This window comes from Arthrobacter sp. Ms25 (assembly GCF_059090365.1).
This window is the reverse complement of record NZ_JBNHFP010000003.1, coordinates 204,506-224,825: the sequence shown is the minus strand read 5'-3', so window position 1 is coordinate 224,825 and position 20,320 is coordinate 204,506. Positions and strand designations below refer to the sequence as shown.

Here is a 20,320-nt window from a genome sequence, read left to right as displayed (position 1 = left end):
GGCACCTCGCAGGGAGGGCCGGGCAGCGGCGGCTGGGCCAATCCGCGCGGGACTTACTTGACGGAGTTGAAGTAGTGCATCAGCAGGTGCCCCTGTTTACCGTTCAGGGCCGTGTCCATCCGGGCATCGCGGACGGAACTGGAACGGCGGTAGGAGTCGAGGAGCCGTTTGAGCATTGAATACACCCCCTTTGCTGCGCGCTGCAGGACAGGAACGGGGCGTTCCGGAGGCCTGGCACGGGGCAGTAATCCGCCGCTGCCACCGGAAGTGTCATTGGCCCTCCGGACCGGGTCTGCGGGACCGGACCGGGTGTTTTCGGGCAGGGTTGTATTGGGCATGGGGAATTTAGGCATTAAAATCTCCGAGGGAAATACCCGAAAAGGGTGCAGGAAATACGGAAGTTGAATATGCGCGTAAATGACGCACTAGCCATTGAAAGGCAGCGGTAATTAAGTCAGGGCGATCTGCGGGTAAATACCCGACCATGACTTGTGATGCCGTTCAAAAGGAAATGCCGGCTGCTGATCCGCATAGGGATGACGGCTCCGCCAGGCGGCTCTATTGGAAGGAGCTGCACTGGAACGGGAGTGCCGGAGGAGTTATGCGGGTGCGCCGGTGGCGCTGGATGGCTTGCCGGGTCGGCAGCGGTTATGCGCGCGGCGTGCGTGCCGCCGCGGTAAACCGCGCGGATGGCCAACCGGAGAGAACCGAAGACGGTGTCTGGGGCTTCCGGAAGGACGGCCGGAGATTGCCGCCGGTCACAATGATCTGCATGCCATGAATGTTCATCAATCTCCACCTCCTGTACGCGGTACCCGGGACACTGGACGCTGATGCAGGTCTGCATAAGCAACTGCACAGACAGGTAATCCAGTTCGGTTTATCGGGCGGTAAATGTGCCCGTAAAAGAAAGGTACAACACGTTCCCGGCCCTGCCAAGCACTTTTCGGTATATTCCTGAAAAAAGTTTATGTCGGCACGGACCGGGCATTCCGAAACGCGGTGCTAGAGGTTCCAGCCCACGACGGCGGGGGTGTGCTTATCCCAGCCCAACGTGCAGACCGCCGCGGTGCTCAGCGCGAAATGCCGGCCCATCTCGGGTGCCAGACCCAGCCAGCGGGCGGCAAGGATCCGGAGAAAATGTCCGTGAGCCACGAGGAGGACCTTCTCCACCGGCGTCGCCTCCGGGTCACGGTCCATGTCGGTGCCGCAGCCGGCCTGCACGGACGAGATAATGCGGTCTGCCCGTTCGGCCACCTGCGCCAGGGTTTCCCCGTTGGGCACTCCGTCCTTCCAGATTAGGTAGCCCGGATTTTCGGCGCGGACCTGGCGGCTGTTGCGGCCCTCGTTGTCGCCGTAGTCCCATTCGTGCGCATGGGGAACCACTTCGGCGTCGGGGTAACCCACCAGCTCCGCGGTGCGGCGGGCACGGGCCAGCGGCGAGGTAAGCACCCGGTCGAAGGTCACCGGGCCGATCTTGCTCCGTGCCGCCGTGGCCTGCGCTTCACCTTCCGGGGTGAGCGGAATGTCCGTCAGGCCCGTGTAGTTGCCTTCGCGGGACCATTCGGTTTCCCCGTGGCGCAGCAGCCAGAGCCGGGGCAGCCGGGTGCCTGAGGGAGTCAGGTCCGGGACGGCCGGTCCGAAGTTGTCCCCGTTGCTCATTTGCTGTCCTTTTCCTTCGTCCCTGGTGTGTCCGGATCCCCGGAGGGTTCCTGCTCCTTTGTATCAGGTATTGTCCCAGCGGCAGCAATCGGGTTTTCGGGCTGCTCGGTCCACCAGGCGAGGAGCAGCCGGGCGGCTTCCTCCTCGCTGCGGGGGCCGTTTTCCATCCGTTCCTCCAGCAGGAAACGGTAGGCACGTCCCACCACCGGCCCGGGCCGGATCTGCAGCAGGGCCATGATCTGCCCGCCGTCCAGGTCCGGGCGGATGGCAGCGAGCTCTTCCTGTTCGGCCAGGGCTGCAATCCGCTGTTCCAGGTCGTCATAGGCGAAGGCCAGCCGCTCGGCCTTGCGCCTGTTGCGGGTGGTCACATCGGAACGCGTAAGACGGTGCAGGCGCTGCAGCAGCGGTCCGGCGTCGTTGACGTACCGCCGCACCGCGGAGTCGCTCCAGCCTGCGTCGCCGTAGCCGTAGAAGCGCATGTGCAGCTCCACGAGGCGGGCAACAGCCTTGATGGTGTCGTTGTCGAACCGCAGCGCCTTCATGCGCTTGGCGGTGAGCTTGGCGCCTACGCCGTCATGGTGGAGGAAACTGACGGACCCGTTCGGTTCGAAACGGCGGGTGGCCGGTTTGCCGACGTCGTGCATCAGCGAAGCGAAGCGCAGGACGAAGTCCGGCGCGGGCACCGGACCGTCGCTGGCGGTTTCCAGCTCGCAGGCCTGGCGGAGGACGGTCAGCGAATGCTGGTACACGTCCTTGTGCCGGTGATGCTCGTCGATTTCGAGCCGCAGGGCCGAGACCTCGGGCAGCACGTAGTCGGCCAGCCCGCTCTCCACCAACAGGTTCACGCCGGTCCACGGGGCCTTGCCGCAGATGAGCTTGGTGAGTTCGTCCCGAACCCGTTCGGCGGAAATGATCTCGATCCGCCCGGCCATGTCCCGCATGGCGTCAAAGACCTCCGGGGCCACTTCGACGCCGAGCTGGGAGGCGAAACGGGCGGCCCGCATCATGCGCAGCGGGTCATCGGAGAACGACGTCGACGGCGCACCGGGGGTGCGCACCATGCCGGCGTGCAGGTCGCGGGCCCCGCCGAAGGGATCCACCAGTTCCATGGACGGCAGCCTCAGGGCCATCGCGTTCATGGTGAAGTCGCGCCGGAACAAATCGTCTTCGAGTTTGTCGCCGAAGGCCACGGCGGGCTTGCGGGAGGCGGGGTCATAGGCATCGGCCCGGTAGGTGGTGACCTCCACCTGGAAGCCGTCCTTGCGCATTCCGATGGTGCCGAACTCGCGGCCGATCTCCCAATAGGTGTCGGCCCAGCCCTTGATGATGTTGACGATGGCGTCCGGGCGGGCGTTGGTGGTGAAATCCAGGTCGGGAGAAACCCTGCCCAGGAACAGGTCGCGGACGGGACCGCCAACGAGCGAAAGCTCATACCCGGCGTCCTCGAAACGCGCACCGAGTTCCGGGATCACGTCGGGTAACGGGGACTTCAAGGCCGAACTATCAAAAAGGTGCACCATAGTGCTTTAAGCCTGCCAGATAAAACAGCGAAGACCGACAACAGCGCTTCCCTGCTGCGCAGACACGCCGGGGGTTTCCGCGTCCGCTCCGGGAGCCTGGATAACAGTCATCATCGCCGGGCAAAGATCGTTACAGTGGGAGTATGGCCCATCCCGTACCGAGCGCCCCCAAAAGGACCCCGTTGACAGCGTCAATGGGCGGCGCAGGTGCGCATTCGGTACATGCGCCCCTTCCCACCGTCGAGGAAGTTTCGGCCGGCGGGATTGTGGTGGATACCTCAACCGCGCAGCTGCAGGTCGCCATTATTGCCCGCCTGAACCGCGGCGGCCGGTTGGAATGGTGCCTGCCGAAGGGCCATCCCGAAAACGACGAAGACAACCAGGCCGCGGCCATCCGTGAAATCGCGGAGGAAACAGGCATCGACGGCCGTATCCTCACCGCGCTGGGCAGCATCGACTACTGGTTTACGGTGAGCGGGCACCGCGTGCATAAGACGGTCCACCACTTCCTGCTGGAAGCCTGCGGCGGGCACCTCACGATCGAAAACGATCCGGATCACGAAGCCGTGGACGTTGCCTGGGTTCCGCTGGCGGAACTCGGCCGCCGGCTTTCCTTCCCCAATGAGCGGCGGATTGCCGACCTCGCCCGGGAGATCCTCCCCCGCTTCCTCTGAGGCTCCGCACCCGGTGCCGGTTGAGGCAATCCGGACCGAAGGTGAGAACATAGGGTCACGATGGCCGAAAAGACTATAGCCCCCAGTACCGCGCGCTCCAGTGCCGTGATGGCGGCCGGAACCCTGGTTTCCCGCCTCCTTGGACTCATCCGCACTGCCCTGTTGGCTGTGGCCATCGGCAACACCGGACTGGTCAGCGACGTCTTCAGCTCCGCCAACGTGCTGCCGAACTTTATCTACCTGATGGTCGCCGGCGGCGTGTTCAATGCGGTGCTGGTCCCCCAGATCATCAAGGCCAGCAAGCGGCCGGACCGGGGGAAGGAGTATGTGTCCCGGGTCCTGACGCTCAGCCTCGTGGTGCTGGCCGGCATTGCGCTTGTGGCCACCGTCGCGGCCCCCGTCATCCTCTCCACGGTCCTGTCGCTAAGTGCCGACCGGCTGGCGCTGGCCACGACTTTCGCCTATTGGCTGTTCCCGCAGATCTTCTTCTACGGCGCCTACGCGGTGATCGGGCAGATCCTCAATGCCAACGGCAGGTTCGGGGCCTATATGTGGGCTCCCGTGGTGAACAACGTGGTTGCGATCGCCGGACTGATCGTCTTCATCGCGTTCATCGGCCGTGAGGAGACGTCGGCGTTCTCGCCGGACACCTGGACCACGCAGGCCACTGTGATCCTGGCCGGCAGCACCACCCTCGGCATCGCCCTGCAGGCCCTTGTCCTCGTGTTCCCGCTGCGCCGGCTGGGACTGGGGCTGCGGCCCTCCTTCGGGCTGCGGGGCGTGGGGCTGCGCGAGACCGGCAAGGTGGCCAAGTGGACCATCATCACCATGCTCATCGGCAACGGCGCCTACCTGGTGTACACCAATGTGGCCACCATCGCCTCGGACGCGCGGCCCGAGTACCTGGCCATGGGCCGCGAGATTGCCGGACAGCTGAACCTGGAAACAGCGTCGATGCTGTACATCATTCCGCATTCGGTCATCACCCTCTCCCTGGCCACGGTGCTGTTCAACAACATGTCCCACGCCTACGCGGAAAAGAACTACGACGGCGTGCGGGCCACCCTGTCCCAGGGGCTGCGGGCCATCGGCGTGGCCACCGTCTTTTGTTCCGCCGTGCTGATTGTCCTGGCCGGTCCCATCAGCATCTGGTTCAGCGGCGGATCGAATGTCTCGGCCACCCTGCAGGCACAGGTCCTGGTACTCCTGGCCGTCACGGCACCTTTCCTCAGCGCCACCTTCCTGATGAACCGGGCCTTCTACGCCAGCGAAGACGCCAAGACTCCCATGATCATGCAGGTGATCCTTTCGGTCCTCGGCGTGGCCCTGGCCCTGGGAGCAGCCGCGCTGCCGCCGGACCGGATCATCTTCGCCCTGGCCGCGGCCTATTCGGTGGGCAACGTTGCCGCCGTCGTCGTCAGCCACATTTTCCTTCGGCGCAGCCTGGGCGATTACGGCGGAGCGGGGATCTTCGATGTGCATGTCCGCCTGGTGGTCGCGGCCCTGGGATCGGCCGCCGTCGGCTCCGCTGCGCTGGCACTGATGGGAGGCTATTCGACCGATGGGTTCGCCTGGCAATCCATCCCCTCCGCCACCGTGGTGATGGTGGTCTGCGGGTCGCTGATGGCCGTTGCGTACTATCTGCTGCTGCGTGTCCTCAAGGTCTCGGAGCTGGATGCGTTCCTTGCGCCGCTCCTTGCCAAACTCCGCCGTACTCCCTAAAGTGCCGGCTCCGGCTTTCTCGGTGTGACAGGTAGCATGGGAACAAAGCAGGCAGTTTAGGACTGCGGCGCCAGGCCGTGTTCCGTGTCGGTGGACAAACATCCGGATTGGCACCTGTCAGACTAACCTCACGCAGTCTTATTGCCGTTTTCATGGGAGGAACACGTGCCACAGTCGGTAGACGTCGGTTCAGTACTGGGCGGCCGTTACAAGGTGACAGCCCAGGTACTCACCTCGGCGGAGCAGGATCTGGTGCTGGACGGTGTGGACCAGGTCCTCAACCGTTCGGTCAGCATCCTTGTAGCCGCGCCCGTGAATGCCAGCCAGGTCTCTGCAAGTGCCCGTGAGATTGCCACCGGCGAACGCCACGGCTCCGTGCAGGTGCTCGATCTGGGCGTCAGCGACGGCCGCACCTACCTTGTCACGAACAACGCCAATGCCGCGGATCTGCTGGATCTCGTGATCGAGCGGGACGCCCCCTACGTGGAGCCGTTCTTTACCGACACCCTCGGTTCGGAAATCTTCGGTATGCCCCGTTCACACGAACCGGAAACCGATGATGAGGACTATTACGAGGAGCGCGAGCCACGCAGGCCACTGCTCCCCGGCGCCCATAAACCCAAGCTGCCCCGGTTCGGCCGGAACAGCGCCGGTGCCGGCGCGGTAGCCGGTGCCGGATCCGCTGCTGCGGAACGCAACCTCGAGTTCGGGGACGCCGCCGACGCCCCGGCTGAGGCGGCCACCGGCGGTGCCAATGTTCCCCCGGCACCGACAGCCCGGCCCAAGCAGGCCGTTCCCCCCGCGGCGCCCAAGGTCACGAAATGGGAAGAGGACGAGTCCCAGGCGGTCCCGGTTCCGGAACGCGGTTCCCGTTCGGCGTCGACCTTCCCCAAGTCCGCCGTGGCGGCGGGCAGCTACGACGGTGACGGCTACGACTCCGGCGACGACGGCTACGGCGCTTCGGACGACGAGTACGACGACGGCGCCAAGGACGAGCCGAACCGTAAGTCCGGCCGCGTGCTGATCGGCGCGGTCCTGAGCCTCGTGCTCGTGCTGGCCGTGGTCCTCGCCGTCTCGCAGCTGGGCAAAATGGGCGACATGTTCGCCTCCGAGCCGGACGCAGGAGCTTCCTCCGCACCCACGCAGGAGGCCGCACAGGAAGCTCCCGACGCCGGCGAAGCAGCGCCTGCACCGGCACCGGCGCCCGAAATTACAGGTATCAGCCGCTTCGTGCCGGGAAACACGCAGCTGGATTCGACGAACGACGGCGCCCTGCCGCAGATCATCGACGGCAATCCGTCCTCCTACTGGTCCAGTTACGTGTACGCCAGCGACACCTTCGGCGGACTCGCGCCGAGCCTGGCCCTGGTTGTGGACCTGGGCAAGGAATCCGCGGTCAACGAGGTGAACATCACCCAGTTGAACGGCACGGGCGGCAGCTTCTCCGTCATGCTCAATGACACCCCGGATCTGGAGGGGGCAACGTCGGTGGCCCAGAGCGGCTTTACCGGCCCCACCACCAGCATCCCGGTGCCCAAGACCGACGAGCAGGCTGCCTCGGCACGCTACGTCATCGTTAACTTCACCCAGCTGCCGCGTCTCAACGGAGTCCAGGCCGCCTACCCGTGGGGCTTGAGGATCGCTGAAATCGGAGTGTCCTGACTCCTGGGCTGTTCCGGCGGCGCCGCGGGCATGCCCCGGGCACGGCACCCGGAATAAGCTGGACACGATATCGGTTGTGCAGGGTGATCCACCGAGGAACCGGCCCTTCGCATCCGGTCCGATTTTTCAGTTCGACACTGTAGTTCAACAAGGAAGAGGAACACCCCCGTGAGCACCGCAAACCCCGTTGCCACCGACGGCGCCGCAGCCGGCGACGTCCGCGAGGTCATCATCGTCGGCTCCGGCCCCTCCGGATACACTGCTGCCGTCTACGCGGCGCGTGCCAACCTGAAGCCGCTCCTGATCGCCGGCTCCGTCACCGCCGGCGGCGAGTTGATGAACACCACGGACGTCGAGAACTTCCCCGGGTTCCCCGAGGGAATCATGGGTCCGGACCTGATGGCGAACTTCGAAAAGCAGGCTGCGCGCTTCGGGACGGAAATCCTTTTCGAGGACGTCACCGAGGTAAACCTCGAAGGCGACATCAAGACCGTCACCATCGGCACCGGTGAGACCTTCCGCGCCCGGGCCATCATCATCTCCACCGGTTCCGCGTACCGTGAACTCGGGCTGCCCGATGAGAAGCGCCTCTCCGGCCGCGGTGTGAGCTGGTGTGCCACCTGCGACGGGTTCTTCTTCAAGGGCCAGGACATTGCCGTCGTCGGCGGCGGAGACTCCGCCCTCGAAGAGGCCCTGTTCCTGACCAAGTTCGCTTCCTCCGTGACGGTGGTCCACCGCCGGGACAGCCTGCGCGCCTCCAAGATCATGCAGGAGCGGGCCCTTTCACACGAAAAGATCCGCTTCGCCTGGGATTCGGAAGTAGCTGCCATCCGCGGTGAGGACAAGGTCACCGGCCTCGTCCTGCGCAACACCAAGGACGGCTCAGAGTCCGAGCTCAATGTCACGGGCGTGTTCGTGGCCATCGGCAATGACCCCCGGGTGGACCTCGTGCGCGGCCAGCTGGAGCTGACCGAGGAAGGCACCATCGCCGTCCTGGGACGTACTTCCAAGACCTCGCTGCCCGGTGTCTTCGCAGCAGGCGACGTCATCGACCCGACCTACCGGCAGGCGATCACTGCCTCCGGTTCCGGCTGTGTGGCCGCCGTCGACGTCGAGCATTACCTTGCCGACCTCGGCGACTCCGTCTCCACCGCAGCGGAGGTTCCCACTCCGCCGGCCGAGGCTGTTTCCGAACACGCAGCCCTTTAGTTCCCGTTCTTGTTAGGAGAGCAAAAAATGAGCAGTGCAAAAGCAGTAACCGACGCTTCCTTCGGCACCGACGTCCTGACGTCGGACAAGCCGGTCATCGTTGATTTCTGGGCCGAATGGTGCGGCCCGTGCCGCATGCTGTCCCCCATCCTCGACGACATCGCCGCGCAGTACAGCGAAAAGGTCGACGTGGTCAAGGTCAACGTGGACGAAAACCCCGCGATCGCCGCGCAGTACGGCATCACCTCCATCCCGGCCGTCTACGTGTTCCAGGGCGGTGAGGTTGCGGCGACTTCCATCGGCGCCAAGCCGAAGCAGGTCCTGGAGCAGGAATTCGCGGCTTTCCTGAAGTAAATATCAATGACTGTGCATGGTGAAAGCCTGCGGAGGCTGGATGCCAGCCGGCGCGTAGTGACGCTTCGTGAAGCGTTGCTCCGCGCCGGCGTCACCCTCTCCTACCTGGCACCGGACGCTGTAAACGATCCAACCATTTTCGATGACCATGTTGACGCCGCAGTCCGTGCTTTCCAGCAAAGCCGCGGCTTGATCGTTGACGGGGTTGCCGGTCCGGACACCCAGCGTGCGCTTTCCGAAGCACAGTTCCGGTTCGGGGACCGCACCCTGAACTATGTTGAAGGCGCGCAGCTGCGGGGCGACGACGTCGCCGAGCTGCAGCGCCATCTGTCCCACCTGGGCTTCTATTACGGCCACATCGACGGCAGTTTCGGCGTCCGCACCCGGTATGCGGTTGCTGAACTGCAACAGAACCTCGGACTGCCGGGCAGCGGTGTGTGCGACGGTGACACCATGCGGTCCATGTCCCGGGTAAACCGCGCCATTTCTCCCAGCCAGGCGTTCGCGCTGCGTGACTACGAACGGTTGGACCGTTCCACTGCCGCCCTGCGCGGCCGGGTGATTTCCGTCAACACCGGCCGATCCCGCCTCCAGTCCCCGCATGCTGCCGAACGGCTCAGCGGGGACCCGTTGACGGAGCAGCTGGTCACCACGGACATCATGGAGCGCGTGGAACGCATCCTCCGGGAGTTCGGTGCCCGGCTGGTTCCGCAGCAGCGGGAGCCCCTGCGTGAACAGGGGTCGCGGAGGAACACCCCGAGCCTGAACCTGGACATTCACTGCGATTGGCTGGACCAGCAGGCCGCCTCGGGCATGGCCGCATACTACTGGGGCCTGCCGGGCACCGGCGAGGCGCGCTCCCCCATCGGCCACCGCGCCGCTGTGCTCCTCATGAAGGAGCTCGGTGCCCGCACCGACCTGGACAACCTGGGCGTCCACGCCCGGACCTGGGACACCCTGAAGGTACCGGGAGTGCCGTCCGTAGGACTGGATCTGGGCTACCTGAGTAATGCACACGACGCCGAACGGCTGGCCGACCCGGTGTTCCGCCAGACGGTGGCCGATTCGATCGTGATCGGCATCCAGCGTCTGTACCTCCTGGAGGAGGAAGACCAGCCAACGGGGACACTCGCGCTGGACGACGTGCTCAAGTTCAATCCGATGGAAGAACCGGCCGCCAGCCGCGTCTCCGGTTCCTAGCCGACGTCATCGTTTCCCCGGAACGCCCCTTGCTGATGCAGGGGGCGTTCGCTGTATTAGCGGGTGGGCTTCCCCCGGGGCCGGACGCCTAGCCGGGGACCTTTGCCGTGATGAATCCCTGGGCGTGCCGTTCGTGGGCAACGGCAGCGCGCTCCAGCCTGATGCTAACGAGGAAACCGGCGTCTTCCAGGCATGCAGAGAGGTGTGAAACGTCGTGGAGGTTGGCGATGAGGTCCACTTGGTGCCCGTAGGCATTTAGCATCCGGCGGGCACCCGTTCCCGTGTGGAAACCCAGCAGCAGCGTTCCGCCGGGACGCATAATCCGGTTAAACTCCGCGAATATCCGTGGCAGTTCCGCCGGCGGGGTGTGGATGATCGAATACCAGGATAGGACCCCGGAGAAGGTATCCGACGGGTACGGCAGCGAGGACAGCTCCGCGACCGTAAACTCCCGGTGCGGATGGGCGTGCCTTGCCAGCCGGACCATGCCGGGTGAGATGTCGCATCCGGTGATAGCCAGTGGTGCCAGGGCCTCGAGGTAGGCAACCATCCGACCGGGACCGCACCCCGCGTCCAGCACGTTTGCCCCCGGGCGAAACGACCTGGCGAATTCCCGCACCAGCGCCAGTTCGAGTTCGGTCTCCGGATCCCCCTTCCCGCCGGCGGTGGGAACCATCTGCGCATACGCGGGGCCGACGACGTCGTACACCCGGGCAACGTCGCTGGCCGTACCGCCCGTGTGTTCATCCTCCATGGCACCAACGTACCGTGCCATGCTTCTGCCATGAGGACACAGGTCACGCTATGAACAACCAACCGGACGGCACAATCGGCCTTTCACCCAATGAACAGGCGGTGAGGGCCATGCTATCCGCCGAACCGGAGCTGGTGGATGTGCTTCCCGCCGGTGACGCAGTTCCGGACATGGACAGGAACACAATTCTTGTCTCGGGACCGTTGATGCGCTGGCAGGAGTACACCGGCTGCCAGCGCCAGGCCGTCCTTGGCGCGGCGGTCTTCGAAGGGCTGGCTACCTCCGAAGATGAGGCCGATGCGTTGCTGCACGCAGGCACCATCCGGCTTGCCTCCTGCCACGACCATGACGGCGTCGGGTCCCTGACCGGAGTCTGCACCGCTTCAATGCCTGTCCTCGTGGTGCGCGACCGACTGTCAGGCAGGACCGCCACGTGCCGGATGAACGAGGGCCCCGGGACACAGGCCTTGACGTTCGGATCCCGCGGCCCTGCCGTCAATGCCAACCTGGCCGAAATCAGGGACCAGGTGGGCCCCGCCCTCGGCAGGATCCTCCGCGCGGCTCCGATGCCTCTCCTGCCCGTCATGGCATCGGCCCTGGCCATGGGCGATGAACTCCACGGAAGGTCCAGCGCCGCGGGGCTTCTGTTCCGGAATGCCGTCCTCGAGCACATTGTGTCGGGGCCACCACTTGCTCCCGACACAGCCGCGTTGCTGGCCTACCTCAACACCGCGGAGTTCCATTTCCTGCATGTTGCCATGGCGGCGGCAAAAGTAGTGACCGGTGCCGCGGAGGGTATTTCCGGCAGTTCGATCGTGACGGCAATGGCGATGAACGAGAAGGAATTCGCAGTTCAGGTCTCCGGGGTTCCCCGCCGCTGGTTCCGGGCACCGCTGCCGCCCGTGTCCGGGCTTCGGTGCAGCCTCCTGGCCCCCTGGACCCCCGATGACGTGGGCTACAGCGGAGGCGACAGCCTCATCATGGAAACGCTCGGCCTGGGTGGCGCGGCCGCCGCAGCGGCTCCGTTGCTGAGCCGAGAGTCCGTGGGCACTCCCGCAGAGATGATGAACCTGACCACCTCGCTGTACGCTGTAGCCCTGACGGAGCATCCGACGCTGCGGATTCCCGTACTGGGTAATCGCGGGATTGCCTGCGGTTGGGACGCGGCTTCCATTGCCGCACAGGGGATCGTTCCCCCAATACATCTCGGGGCCACTCTTCGCGGCGGCGGGCTGGCCGGCACCATGGTGTTCATGCCTCCGCTGCAACCCTTTATTGATGCCCACGAACACTTGAAGACCATCTCCGGGCGCCCGTGTTTCACGTGAAACACTCCGCGGAAGAGGAAGCAGTGCGGAACATTGAGCCCGGTTTCCTACTCGAAAAGGCGCACCCTGAGGACGCCTGCGTCACCGGCGGTCCAAGCCGGAGCACCCGGCGGCTCATTGCCGGCGGCGGACACCTCCTACGGTCTCTGCTGAAAGATGGGCGGACCGGCCGGGCAGCAGGTGGCAGGCCCGGACCCATGCTGAGTCGCATCGTGCGGACGTGAGCCCCTGCCGCGCCCTCACCCAGGTTCTGCCGCTGGTATTGAGGAAGGTGCCTCGATTCTCAGATGGCTAGAGTTCATCCCTTTTTTCAGCAAGCGACGTACATCGCCTTCCCCCTGGCTCCTTGGGCCTCGCCTCCCGCCTACTGACCTTTTGTCCCTTCCCTTCCTCTCCGCCCTGCGGTCCTGAGGCAGCTCCCGAAGAACACCAGACGTTCTACTGAAGGATTTCCTGAAGAGGCGTTGCGCTCCGTCCCGACACCTCCAGAGGTAGGCATGGGCATCCATACAACACGCACACGGTGTGCAAGCGGGGCGGTCTCTCTAAGGGCCTTGCCCCATAGGCGCCCTAAACAATCGCGGTTGTCATCCAGAGCAACTGCCCGTGGGGCGCAACGAGCGAGCGCGAAGCGCGGTGCAGGACCGTCCCTGTGCTTATTGCCGCTCATAGCGTGGCGTTGCCATACGCTCCTTTCACCCAGCGGAAATGGCCTGCATGCACCAGTTGTCGCAAGCGCCCGGGCAGCTGCGGTGTGACACGAATTGGGCGTTCCCAGACTTTGGGAGGCCTGCCGAGCCGGACGCGGGGCAGGAGAGTGCCGTTCGCCCTTCCCATGGTGGAGAACGCGCGGCCCCTCTCCGCGCAGCGACCTTCAGCTTCCATAGATCCGACGACATGTCCTGCTGTTGTACGGGGAGGAAACTGCTTTCGACCCGGTGCGCCAGCAGCAGGCTCAGCGGTCAGTCTCGGGTTGTGCGGGCGAAGATGCCAGCACGTGTCGGAGGTCGGAACTTTCGTTCAGGACACTGCTGGAAGCCGCGCATGTAGCGGGCCCGGAGTCTTACCGACCGTCCTGACGCTACCCAGCCGGTGCGGATGGTGATCACGTGCTTTTCCTGGTGTCCGAATCCGGGCATCCCGCTTCCGGCCGTCAACAGCGAACTGACGGCCCAGGCCAAACCGGCGGGGGAACCTCCATCGCGAACCGTACTGAGACGGACGGCGCAGGGGCTGCGTTTCGGACCATGGCAGTAGGCGTATTGAGTACGAACGCGTATCGAGCACGAACTCAATCCATCCGCTTCCTGCCCCACAGGCCCAAGTGATCGATGGTGTGTGAGCGGTACCAACCCATCGCTAACAGACATCACCCCTTCCTCGCCGCCCTCTCCCGACCGCGGGTTCCCCACCGTGTATACGTTATCCGCGTGGGGCCACCGACTCGAACAGGTCGTGCGACGGTTTCGCTGTTTGTCCGCCCCGTCGCATCATCCTGCCGGTCGTCCCGTTTCACGTGAAACAGGCCTTACTGCCGCAAACAGCGCTCCCACCGCGCTACACCGGCCAAGATCATATGACTCGCGATTGTCGGAAACGCTATTGAGTTGGCTTACGACCCCAGGCGACCGCCGTGGAACACCCTGGCTGATGCCCTGTCAGGCGCTCAGCTGCTTGTCGAGCCGCCAGCGGGCTGTCCCTACAGGCGGCGTGGGAGGCTTCGATTATCCGGAGTTTGTCTTTCCCTTTGCGCTGCTCACATTGAGCCGCTGGGCGCGGGTGTCTTGATACGACTGCAGACGTTTCACGTGAAACACGTCAGCGATTCATTCTGCTGTCGACAACACCAATATGTGTACGGCCACTTCAAAGCGCACATGGTGAGGAATGTGTGGTGATGTTCGCCTACGGGGTGTGTTAGAGCTGCCCCGGAGGCACATGGCTCATGGCGGATAAGGCTGCGCGCAGCTGATGAAGTCCCGTGCGGGGCCCGTACTTGCCCCGGCAGATACCGTGCCCCGCATATCTACGGTGGGTGCGGGGAGTTCCTCGATCAGTGGAGGACAGGCCAACTGCGCAGCTGGCATCCGTACTCAGCGGGTAGGGATGAGTGGTCAACCAGCTCGGTGCTCGCCCCGTGTTGGTACGCCGGGAGGTTGTAGAAAGTCCGCCTGACCTGTCCCGCCATCCGAGCTGGTCGTGACTAAAGGCATCGACCGGGGGCATTCGATATCAGGCACTACTAGCGAAAAAGAAGGTTTCACGTGAAACAGTGGTCGGAAGACAAGGACGACACTGCACCTGCCGCGTTGGCGTCTTGCATCGCCGACCCGCGATACGACGCCCATCTCACCAGGTCGCCACAACGAGGTTCAGCTCCGGGTCCATCCACCTATCCACCTTTCCACCATCAGTGTCCAAGCGGATGCATGCTGCCGAACATACGACCGAATTCAGCTGCGAGAGGCCTTGGCTTTACCCCCGGGCACAACCCGCCTCGCATCAGGACGGTGTGCCCCGCGCTTTCGGTGGGACGTTTCACATGAAACGGTCGCTGCAGATCCACAAAAAGACATAGGGCTGAGCTGTATTGATCCTTATAGGGGCGCTTTCTAGGCGTCAGAAGCACCCCGCGCCAGTTGCATTCCTCGGCCCGCCATGACTTTCTCGGCGTTGCCGCAGTGTGGTAGCCAAGTCCGTCTCCCTTATAGCCAGACCACGGATCCCTGGGAGAAGGAATCCCGCTGCAAACCCGGTCCCGAGTCTTCGGCGGGTACAGCGGACCCAAGTCTCACGTATAACATTCGGATGGCCGCTGGCGCAGAAGTACGCTCCGCCCTAGCAACATGTCCTACCGGGCGGGAAGTCCCTCGCCTCGCCGCTAGTGACGGTTCACCATACCGGCTGTGTCGCGCTTGGAAACTGCCGGTCACCGATCGCCCTTGTCCGACGGACGCCCCCTACTAATCGAAGCATCAGCACCTCGTCCGCAGGACGAGCCGACGATCGGGACGGTTACGGGTACCCTCAATGTCTGCCATGGGGCTTCAATCCCGGATTTGGCGAAGTGTTCCCACGGCTGCGTAATGCCAATCAACTTCAAAGCGCCAGCTTCAGTAGTCACCGCACAAAAAAGACGGGCCGGCGTTTCACGTGAAACACCGGCCCGCCCTAGCAGTTCAGCGGGAGGCAGTACCTACTCACTCGGAGCAGCAAGGACACCCATGATCCTGTTGAGGTCGTCCACGCTGGCGAACTCAATGCTGACCTTGCCCTTACGGGCGCCCAGGGTGATCTTGACGTTGGTGTCGAGTCGGTCTGCCAAAGAGGTCGCCAGGTAGTCGAGCCGTTCATGGCGCGCTCCCAGTTTGGGCTTAGACGCCTTAGCCGGCTTCCGGAGTCCGTCGGCAAGTGAGACGACTTCCTCGGTGGCTCGAACAGACAGTCCCTCAGCTACGATCTTCTGCGCCAGCTTCTCCATTTCGGAGGGATCGCCAAGTCCGAGCAGGGCTCGCGCATGTCCGGCCGACAGTACACCTGCCGCGAGGCGGCGCTGTACCAGCGGAGGAAGCTTCATCAACCTCAGGGTATTGGATACCTGCGGTCTGGACCTGCCGATACGGTCAGCGAGTTCCTCGTGCGAGCAGCCGAAATCGTCCAGCAGCTGCTGATAAGCGGCCGCCTCTTCCAGCGGGTTCAGCTGGCTCCGATGCAGGTTCTCGAGCAGGGCATCCCGGAGCAAGTCCACATCCTGGGTGGAGCGGATGATCGCAGGTACCGATTCCAGCCCGGCTTCACGCGACGCACGCCAACGTCGTTCACCCATCACAAGCTCGTACGGATGTTCGGCGTCGTCCTCAGCGGACGGGCGGACTACAATCGGCTGCAGGACTCCAATCTCGCGGATGGAGTGCACCAGTTCGGCCATATCGTCTTCGTCGAAGACGGAACGGGGCTGCTTGCGGTTTGGATGGATGGAATCGATGGGCAGTTCGGCAAACGTTGCCCCCGGTACGCGGACAAGTCCCGTATCGCCGACTTCACCTGGCAATGTTTCACGGGAAACATCGGCCGTCTGCTCGACGCCCCGGCCCTCGGGGGCGCTCTGGTGCCCTGTGGCTTCCGTCCCGGCCTCAGGGGCGGATACAGGAGCCTCGACGTCCGTGTCGGCCCTGGAAGCCTTCTCAGGACTGGTACCTACAGGCTTTGCGGAGTCCTTCCCGGCGTTTTTCCCGGAAGACTTCGCTGTTTCCTTCGCCTGCCGGTCATCCGTGCTTCCAGACTTCGGGGTGGACCCGCCGTCGGTCGCCGAGCGCGAGGTGCGCGGCTGAACACCGGCGGAAACAGGAGCGGAAGCACCACCTGCAGATCCGCCCTCTTCCCTCCCGGCGGCAGTGCCGGCCGCAGCCGACGAACGTGACGCTGAGCTGCGTGTGGTTGACTTCTTTGCCGGACCGCGCAGTGCGTCCTTGTTGATGCCGGCACCGCGCCGGGGCACGGCGCCTCCGGACGTACCGGCGGAAACCCGGGTGTCGTCCGCGGCGAAAAACAAATCAACTGGGCGTCCGGAAACAACGTATGCCTGATTCTGGTTCTCAGTTTCCTCAGGCTCCGCGCTGCTGGGGATCAATGCTCCCAGACCACGGCCTAAACCACGACGCTTCTCGGCCATGGGTATGTCCTTCCCTTATGCACGCCTGTCAAACGGCACGGATTGATTGTGAGAGTAGTCTAAGGCGCGAAACCCGGCTGGCAGCCGAACCCCGCCGGGGTGTCTCTAGGCGCGCTGGGCTATCTCCGCAGCCGCTTCCAGATAGGACAAGGCGCCCGTAGATGACGGGTCGTAGGTCATGACCGTTTGCTGGTAGCTGGGGGCTTCCGAGACGCGCACCGAACGGGGAACAACTGCGTTCAGCACCTGATCCGGGAAGTGCTCACGGACTTCCGCAGCAACCTGTGCGGCAAGATTGGTCCTTCCGTCATACATCGTCAACAGAATGGTGGAAACGACCAGATCCGCATTGAGGTGCTTCTGGATCATCTCAATATTCTTCAGCAGCTGGCTGAGACCCTCGAGTGCGTAGTACTCGCACTGGATGGGGATCAGGACTTCCCGTGCTGCAACAAACGCGTTGACGGTCAGCAGGCCCAGGCTGGGAGGGCAGTCGATGAAGATGTAGTCCAGCCGCTCGAGACCCTGCTTTTCCCGTTCGGCAGCATAGACGTTGATGGCGCGGCTCAGGCGCTGCTCACGCGCAACGAGGGAAACCAACTCGATTTCCGCTCCGGCCAGGTGGATGGTCGCGGGAGCGCAGATCAGATTGCTGATATCCGGGCACTGCGCAACTACGTTGCCCAGCGGCAGATCGTCAATGAGCACGTCATAAATGCTTTCCACCTCGGCGCGGTGGTCAATGCCCAGCGCCGTCGAGGCGTTTCCCTGCGGATCGATATCAATCACCAGGACGTTCTGCCCCGCTGTCGCCAGGGCCGCTGCGAGGTTGACCGTGGTGGTGGTCTTCCCAACGCCGCCCTTCTGGTTGCTCACCGTGATGATCCGCGTCTGGGGCGGACGCGGCAGAACGCGGCCCCGCAGCTTTTCGCGGCGGCGGTTTTCGCTGGCCAGTTCCCGGGCCAATGGGGTGCTCTCGTCCATCAAGTCCATAACGTCTACCGATGCGGGCGCGGGCGCGGCTTCATCGGATACACCACCTTCGATAGCTCGGGGGGCCGGCGCAGGCACGGCACTGCTTTCAGTCTGGGCGGGTTGCGGCGGCTCTACCGCCGCTACCGTTTCACGTGAAACAACAGCCGGTGGTTTAGGAGCCGCAGCCGCTTGCGGTTGCTTTCGGCCGAACGAGGCAGACAGGGCAGAACCGAGTGCGGCAAAAGGGGGAATTCGTTTTGCGGCAGAATCACGCGCACTCACCTGGTCATGCTCACTTTCCAACATAAAGCGTTAAGGCATTAGTCCATCTAGACTATCCGCTTCGCCCGCATTCCCCGGGACCGGCGACGGTGTGTGCATGGAAGCCAGGGTGTCAGACGGCTCACCCTACGGAGATACGCACCACCGTGGTCGGTTCCTCCAGCACATCGGAACCCACGGTCACTACCGCAGTGTCCTTTCCGCCGAGCTTGCGGATCGCTTTCGCGGCTTTCTGCACTTCCTCTTCGGCGCTGCGCCCCTTGATCGCCAGGACCTGCCCCTTCCCGTGCAGCAGGGGTACGGTCAGCCCGGCCAATCCGCCCAGTGCCGAAACGGCGCGCGCCGTCGCCACGTCCACGTTCACCTCGTCGACTACCTGCTCGGCACGTCCGCGGATCACCCGGACGTTGTCCAGGCCGAGGTCGGCAACTACCTCGTTGAGCCAGATGACCCGCCGTTCGAGCGGCTCGATAAGGGTCATGGCCAGATCAGGCCGGGCAATCGCCAGGCACAGTCCCGGCAATCCCGCACCGCTGCCGACGTCGGCCACTGTGGCGTTGGCGGGGATCAGTTCCGCGACTACAGCACAGTTCAACACATGACGGCTCCAGAGCCTCGGAACCTCCCGGGGCCCGAGCAGGCCGCGTTCCATGCCCGACGTCGCGAGGTGCTCCACGTACCGCCGGGCAAGGTCCAACCGGTCACCGAAGATTGTCCGGGCGGCGTCCAGCTCTGCGGGCGTTGTTTCAACCACTTACTTGATATTCCTTGTCTGCACTGCCGGATGGGATAACTAAGATGCAGGCAGGGATACGACGATGTGGCGGTCCGCGCCTTCACCTTCGGATTCACTGACCAGACCCAGTTCAGCGACGGCGTCGTGAACAATCTTGCGCTCATAGGCACTCATGGGTGCGAGTGCCACTTCCTTACCGGTGTCCTTCGCACGCTCGGCTGCGTCCTCCGCAATGGACTGCAGCTGCCCGCTGCGCTCCTCGCGGTACCCGGTAATGTCCAGGACCAGCCGAGAGCGGTTCTCCGTAGCCGTCAGCACCGAGAGCCTGGTCAGCTCCTGCAGTGCCTCGAGAACTTCGCCCTCACGTCCCACCAGGGCCTGGAGAGCCGCGGCGTCGCCGTCTTCGGATACTACGGAGATGTACGTCCTGCCGTTGCGCACCTCGATGTCGATATCGCCGTCGATGTCAGCAATGTCCAGGAGTTCCTCGAGGTAGTCAGCGGCTACGTCGCCCTCTTCCTCAAGCCGCCCAGTACGCCCCGAAACAGGCTCCGCAGCGTCCTCGAGGGGAGCTACGGGATCATCAATGTGCTCTGGGCTCATTTCCTTTTCCTGTTCTTCCGCTGAGGCTGAGTGCGCTGGCCTTTCGGTGCCGCAGGTACTTCAACGGGCGTTTCGCCCTTCTTCTCTCCGAGGAGCGGGGCCATCGGCAGGCCCTTGCGGGCACGGCGCTCTGCCAGGGCCTTCGCCGCCGGCGAGCCCGGGGTGGGCATCCGCCGGATGACGAAGAACTGCTGTCCCATGGTCCACAGGTTGGTGGTGGTCCAGTAGATAAGCACACCAATGGGGAAGTTGATGCCGCCGACGCCGAAGACGATGGGCAGTACGTAGAGCATCATCTTCTGCTGACGCATGAACGGGCTGGCGAGTGCCTCTTCGGACATGTTCTTCGACATGATCTGCTTCTGCGTGATGAACTGCGAAGCGGTCATGGCCAGGATCATGATGATCGAAAGCACGACAACCGAGAAGTGGCCTTCGTCGCCGAATCCGTGCAGCAGGGAGGACGACAGCGGGGCACCGAAAATGGTGGCCTCGTCGAACTGCTGGATGGCGCTGTGGGACAGCGCGCCCTGGCCCTTGCCCTGGGCGTTGGAGGTCGAAATTCCGTTCAGCACCTGGAACAGGGCAAAGAAGAACGGCATCTGGATCAGCATGGGCAGGCAGGCCGCGAACGGGTTGGTCCCGTGCTTCTTGTACAGGGCCATCTGCTCCTGCGCCATTGCCTGGCGGGAGAGCTGGTCGGTCTTGCCCTTGTACTTCTGCTGCAGCTTGCGCAGGTCCGGCTGCAGGGACTGCATGCCGCGCTGCGCCTTGATTTGCTTGACGAAGACCGGAATCAACGCGGCGCGGATCACGATCACCAGGCCGATGATGGACAGCGTCCAGGTCCAGCCGGATGCGGCATCCATCCCGATGGCGACAAAGCCCTCGTGGAAGATCCACATGATCCATGACACTACCCACTTAAAGGGGAACAGTATCGTCTCGAAGAAACCCATTTACTCTC

At 63.8% G+C, this 20,320-nt stretch carries 16 protein-coding genes; 7 read left to right on the top strand and 9 right to left on the bottom strand.

The annotated features are described in order from the left end of the window. Positions 1 to 53 precede the first annotated feature (53 nt). From AC5RT8_RS09215 to AC5RT8_RS09205, 3 genes are all read right to left on the bottom strand, one after another. Positions 54 to 338, bottom strand: coding sequence for a hypothetical protein (locus tag AC5RT8_RS09215; protein ID WP_494095406.1), 285 nt, complete (start codon positions 336 to 338; stop codon positions 54 to 56). 667 nt (positions 339 to 1,005) lie between these two features. After that, on the bottom strand, positions 1,006 to 1,662 hold the full coding sequence (locus AC5RT8_RS09210; protein ID WP_494095405.1) for a histidine phosphatase family protein: 657 nt from the start codon (positions 1,660 to 1,662) through the stop codon (positions 1,006 to 1,008). Next, the gene (locus AC5RT8_RS09205; RefSeq protein ID WP_494095404.1) at positions 1,659 to 3,182 is read right to left on the bottom strand and encodes a CCA tRNA nucleotidyltransferase; all 1,524 of its coding nucleotides are present in this window, start codon (positions 3,180 to 3,182) and stop codon (positions 1,659 to 1,661) included. Before AC5RT8_RS09205 ends, AC5RT8_RS09210 begins: the two co-directional genes overlap by 4 nt. A gap of 194 nt (positions 3,183 to 3,376) precedes the next feature. Here AC5RT8_RS09205 and AC5RT8_RS09200 point away from each other — a divergent pair, with 194 nt between their 5' ends. From AC5RT8_RS09200 to AC5RT8_RS09175, 6 genes are all read left to right on the top strand, one after another. Beyond that, positions 3,377 to 3,856 (top strand): NUDIX hydrolase, encoded by a 480-nt coding sequence (locus AC5RT8_RS09200; RefSeq protein WP_494095844.1) that lies wholly within the window; start codon positions 3,377 to 3,379, stop codon positions 3,854 to 3,856. 60 nt (positions 3,857 to 3,916) lie between these two features. After that, positions 3,917 to 5,578: a murein biosynthesis integral membrane protein MurJ gene (gene murJ / locus AC5RT8_RS09195; RefSeq protein WP_494095403.1), complete on the top strand. Its 1,662-nt coding sequence runs from the start codon at positions 3,917 to 3,919 to the stop codon at positions 5,576 to 5,578. Positions 5,579 to 5,743: 165 nt separating this feature from the next. Further along, complete coding sequence (locus AC5RT8_RS09190; RefSeq protein WP_494095402.1) at positions 5,744 to 7,240, top strand: discoidin domain-containing protein; 1,497 nt, start codon at positions 5,744 to 5,746, stop codon at positions 7,238 to 7,240. A gap of 168 nt (positions 7,241 to 7,408) precedes the next feature. Continuing rightward, positions 7,409 to 8,449, top strand: coding sequence for a thioredoxin-disulfide reductase (gene trxB, locus AC5RT8_RS09185; protein WP_494095401.1), 1,041 nt, complete (start codon positions 7,409 to 7,411; stop codon positions 8,447 to 8,449). A gap of 27 nt (positions 8,450 to 8,476) precedes the next feature. Next, the gene (gene trxA, locus AC5RT8_RS09180; RefSeq protein ID WP_494095400.1) at positions 8,477 to 8,803 is read left to right on the top strand and encodes a thioredoxin; all 327 of its coding nucleotides are present in this window, start codon (positions 8,477 to 8,479) and stop codon (positions 8,801 to 8,803) included. A gap of 6 nt (positions 8,804 to 8,809) precedes the next feature. Beyond that, positions 8,810 to 10,003, top strand: coding sequence for a peptidoglycan-binding protein (locus tag AC5RT8_RS09175; RefSeq protein ID WP_494095399.1), 1,194 nt, complete (start codon positions 8,810 to 8,812; stop codon positions 10,001 to 10,003). Positions 10,004 to 10,091: 88 nt separating this feature from the next. On the opposite strand, the gene AC5RT8_RS09170 is transcribed toward AC5RT8_RS09175, so the two are convergent. Continuing rightward, entirely contained in the window at positions 10,092 to 10,778 is a 687-nt protein-coding gene (locus tag AC5RT8_RS09170) for a class I SAM-dependent methyltransferase (RefSeq protein ID WP_494095398.1), read from the bottom strand. 29 nt (positions 10,779 to 10,807) lie between these two features. Here AC5RT8_RS09170 and AC5RT8_RS09165 point away from each other — a divergent pair, with 29 nt between their 5' ends. Further along, positions 10,808 to 12,085: a YlbE family protein gene (locus AC5RT8_RS09165; protein ID WP_494095397.1), complete on the top strand. Its 1,278-nt coding sequence runs from the start codon at positions 10,808 to 10,810 to the stop codon at positions 12,083 to 12,085. Between the two features lie 3,196 nt (positions 12,086 to 15,281). On the opposite strand, the gene AC5RT8_RS09160 is transcribed toward AC5RT8_RS09165, so the two are convergent. The 5 genes from AC5RT8_RS09160 to yidC form a co-directional block, all read right to left on the bottom strand. Next, complete coding sequence (locus AC5RT8_RS09160) at positions 15,282 to 16,583, bottom strand: ParB/RepB/Spo0J family partition protein (RefSeq protein ID WP_494095396.1); 1,302 nt, start codon at positions 16,581 to 16,583, stop codon at positions 15,282 to 15,284. A gap of 279 nt (positions 16,584 to 16,862) precedes the next feature. Then, a complete protein-coding gene (locus AC5RT8_RS09155) occupies positions 16,863 to 18,014 on the bottom strand; it encodes a ParA family protein (protein WP_494095395.1) in 1,152 nt (383 codons plus the stop codon). Positions 18,015 to 18,135: 121 nt separating this feature from the next. Next, positions 18,136 to 18,768: a 16S rRNA (guanine(527)-N(7))-methyltransferase RsmG gene (gene rsmG / locus AC5RT8_RS09150; protein WP_494095394.1), complete on the bottom strand. Its 633-nt coding sequence runs from the start codon at positions 18,766 to 18,768 to the stop codon at positions 18,136 to 18,138. A gap of 39 nt (positions 18,769 to 18,807) precedes the next feature. Continuing rightward, positions 18,808 to 19,353 (bottom strand): Jag family protein, encoded by a 546-nt coding sequence (locus AC5RT8_RS09145; RefSeq protein WP_494095393.1) that lies wholly within the window; start codon positions 19,351 to 19,353, stop codon positions 18,808 to 18,810. Further along, complete coding sequence (gene yidC, locus AC5RT8_RS09140; protein ID WP_494095392.1) at positions 19,350 to 20,312, bottom strand: membrane protein insertase YidC; 963 nt, start codon at positions 20,310 to 20,312, stop codon at positions 19,350 to 19,352. The genes AC5RT8_RS09145 and yidC overlap by 4 nt, the downstream gene beginning before the upstream one ends. Positions 20,313 to 20,320: the final 8 nt, after the last annotated feature.

Coding starts and splice junctions, on each gene's coding strand:
- AC5RT8_RS09210 (WP_494095405.1), bottom strand. CDS start 1,662: ATGAGCAACGGGGACAACTTCGGACCGGCCGTCCCGGACCTGACTCCC.
- AC5RT8_RS09170 (WP_494095398.1), bottom strand. CDS start 10,778: ATGGCACGGTACGTTGGTGCCATGGAGGATGAACACACGGGCGGTACG.
- trxA (WP_494095400.1), top strand. CDS start 8,477: ATGAGCAGTGCAAAAGCAGTAACCGACGCTTCCTTCGGCACCGACGTC.
- AC5RT8_RS09145 (WP_494095393.1), bottom strand. CDS start 19,353: ATGAGCCCAGAGCACATTGATGATCCCGTAGCTCCCCTCGAGGACGCT.
- yidC (WP_494095392.1), bottom strand. CDS start 20,312: ATGGGTTTCTTCGAGACGATACTGTTCCCCTTTAAGTGGGTAGTGTCA.
- AC5RT8_RS09200 (WP_494095844.1), top strand. CDS start 3,377: ATGGGCGGCGCAGGTGCGCATTCGGTACATGCGCCCCTTCCCACCGTC.
- AC5RT8_RS09215 (WP_494095406.1), bottom strand. CDS start 338: ATGCCCAATACAACCCTGCCCGAAAACACCCGGTCCGGTCCCGCAGAC.
- AC5RT8_RS09165 (WP_494095397.1), top strand. CDS start 10,808: ATGAACAACCAACCGGACGGCACAATCGGCCTTTCACCCAATGAACAG.
- AC5RT8_RS09205 (WP_494095404.1), bottom strand. CDS start 3,182: ATGGTGCACCTTTTTGATAGTTCGGCCTTGAAGTCCCCGTTACCCGAC.
- AC5RT8_RS09175 (WP_494095399.1), top strand. CDS start 8,810: ATGACTGTGCATGGTGAAAGCCTGCGGAGGCTGGATGCCAGCCGGCGC.
- murJ (WP_494095403.1), top strand. CDS start 3,917: ATGGCCGAAAAGACTATAGCCCCCAGTACCGCGCGCTCCAGTGCCGTG.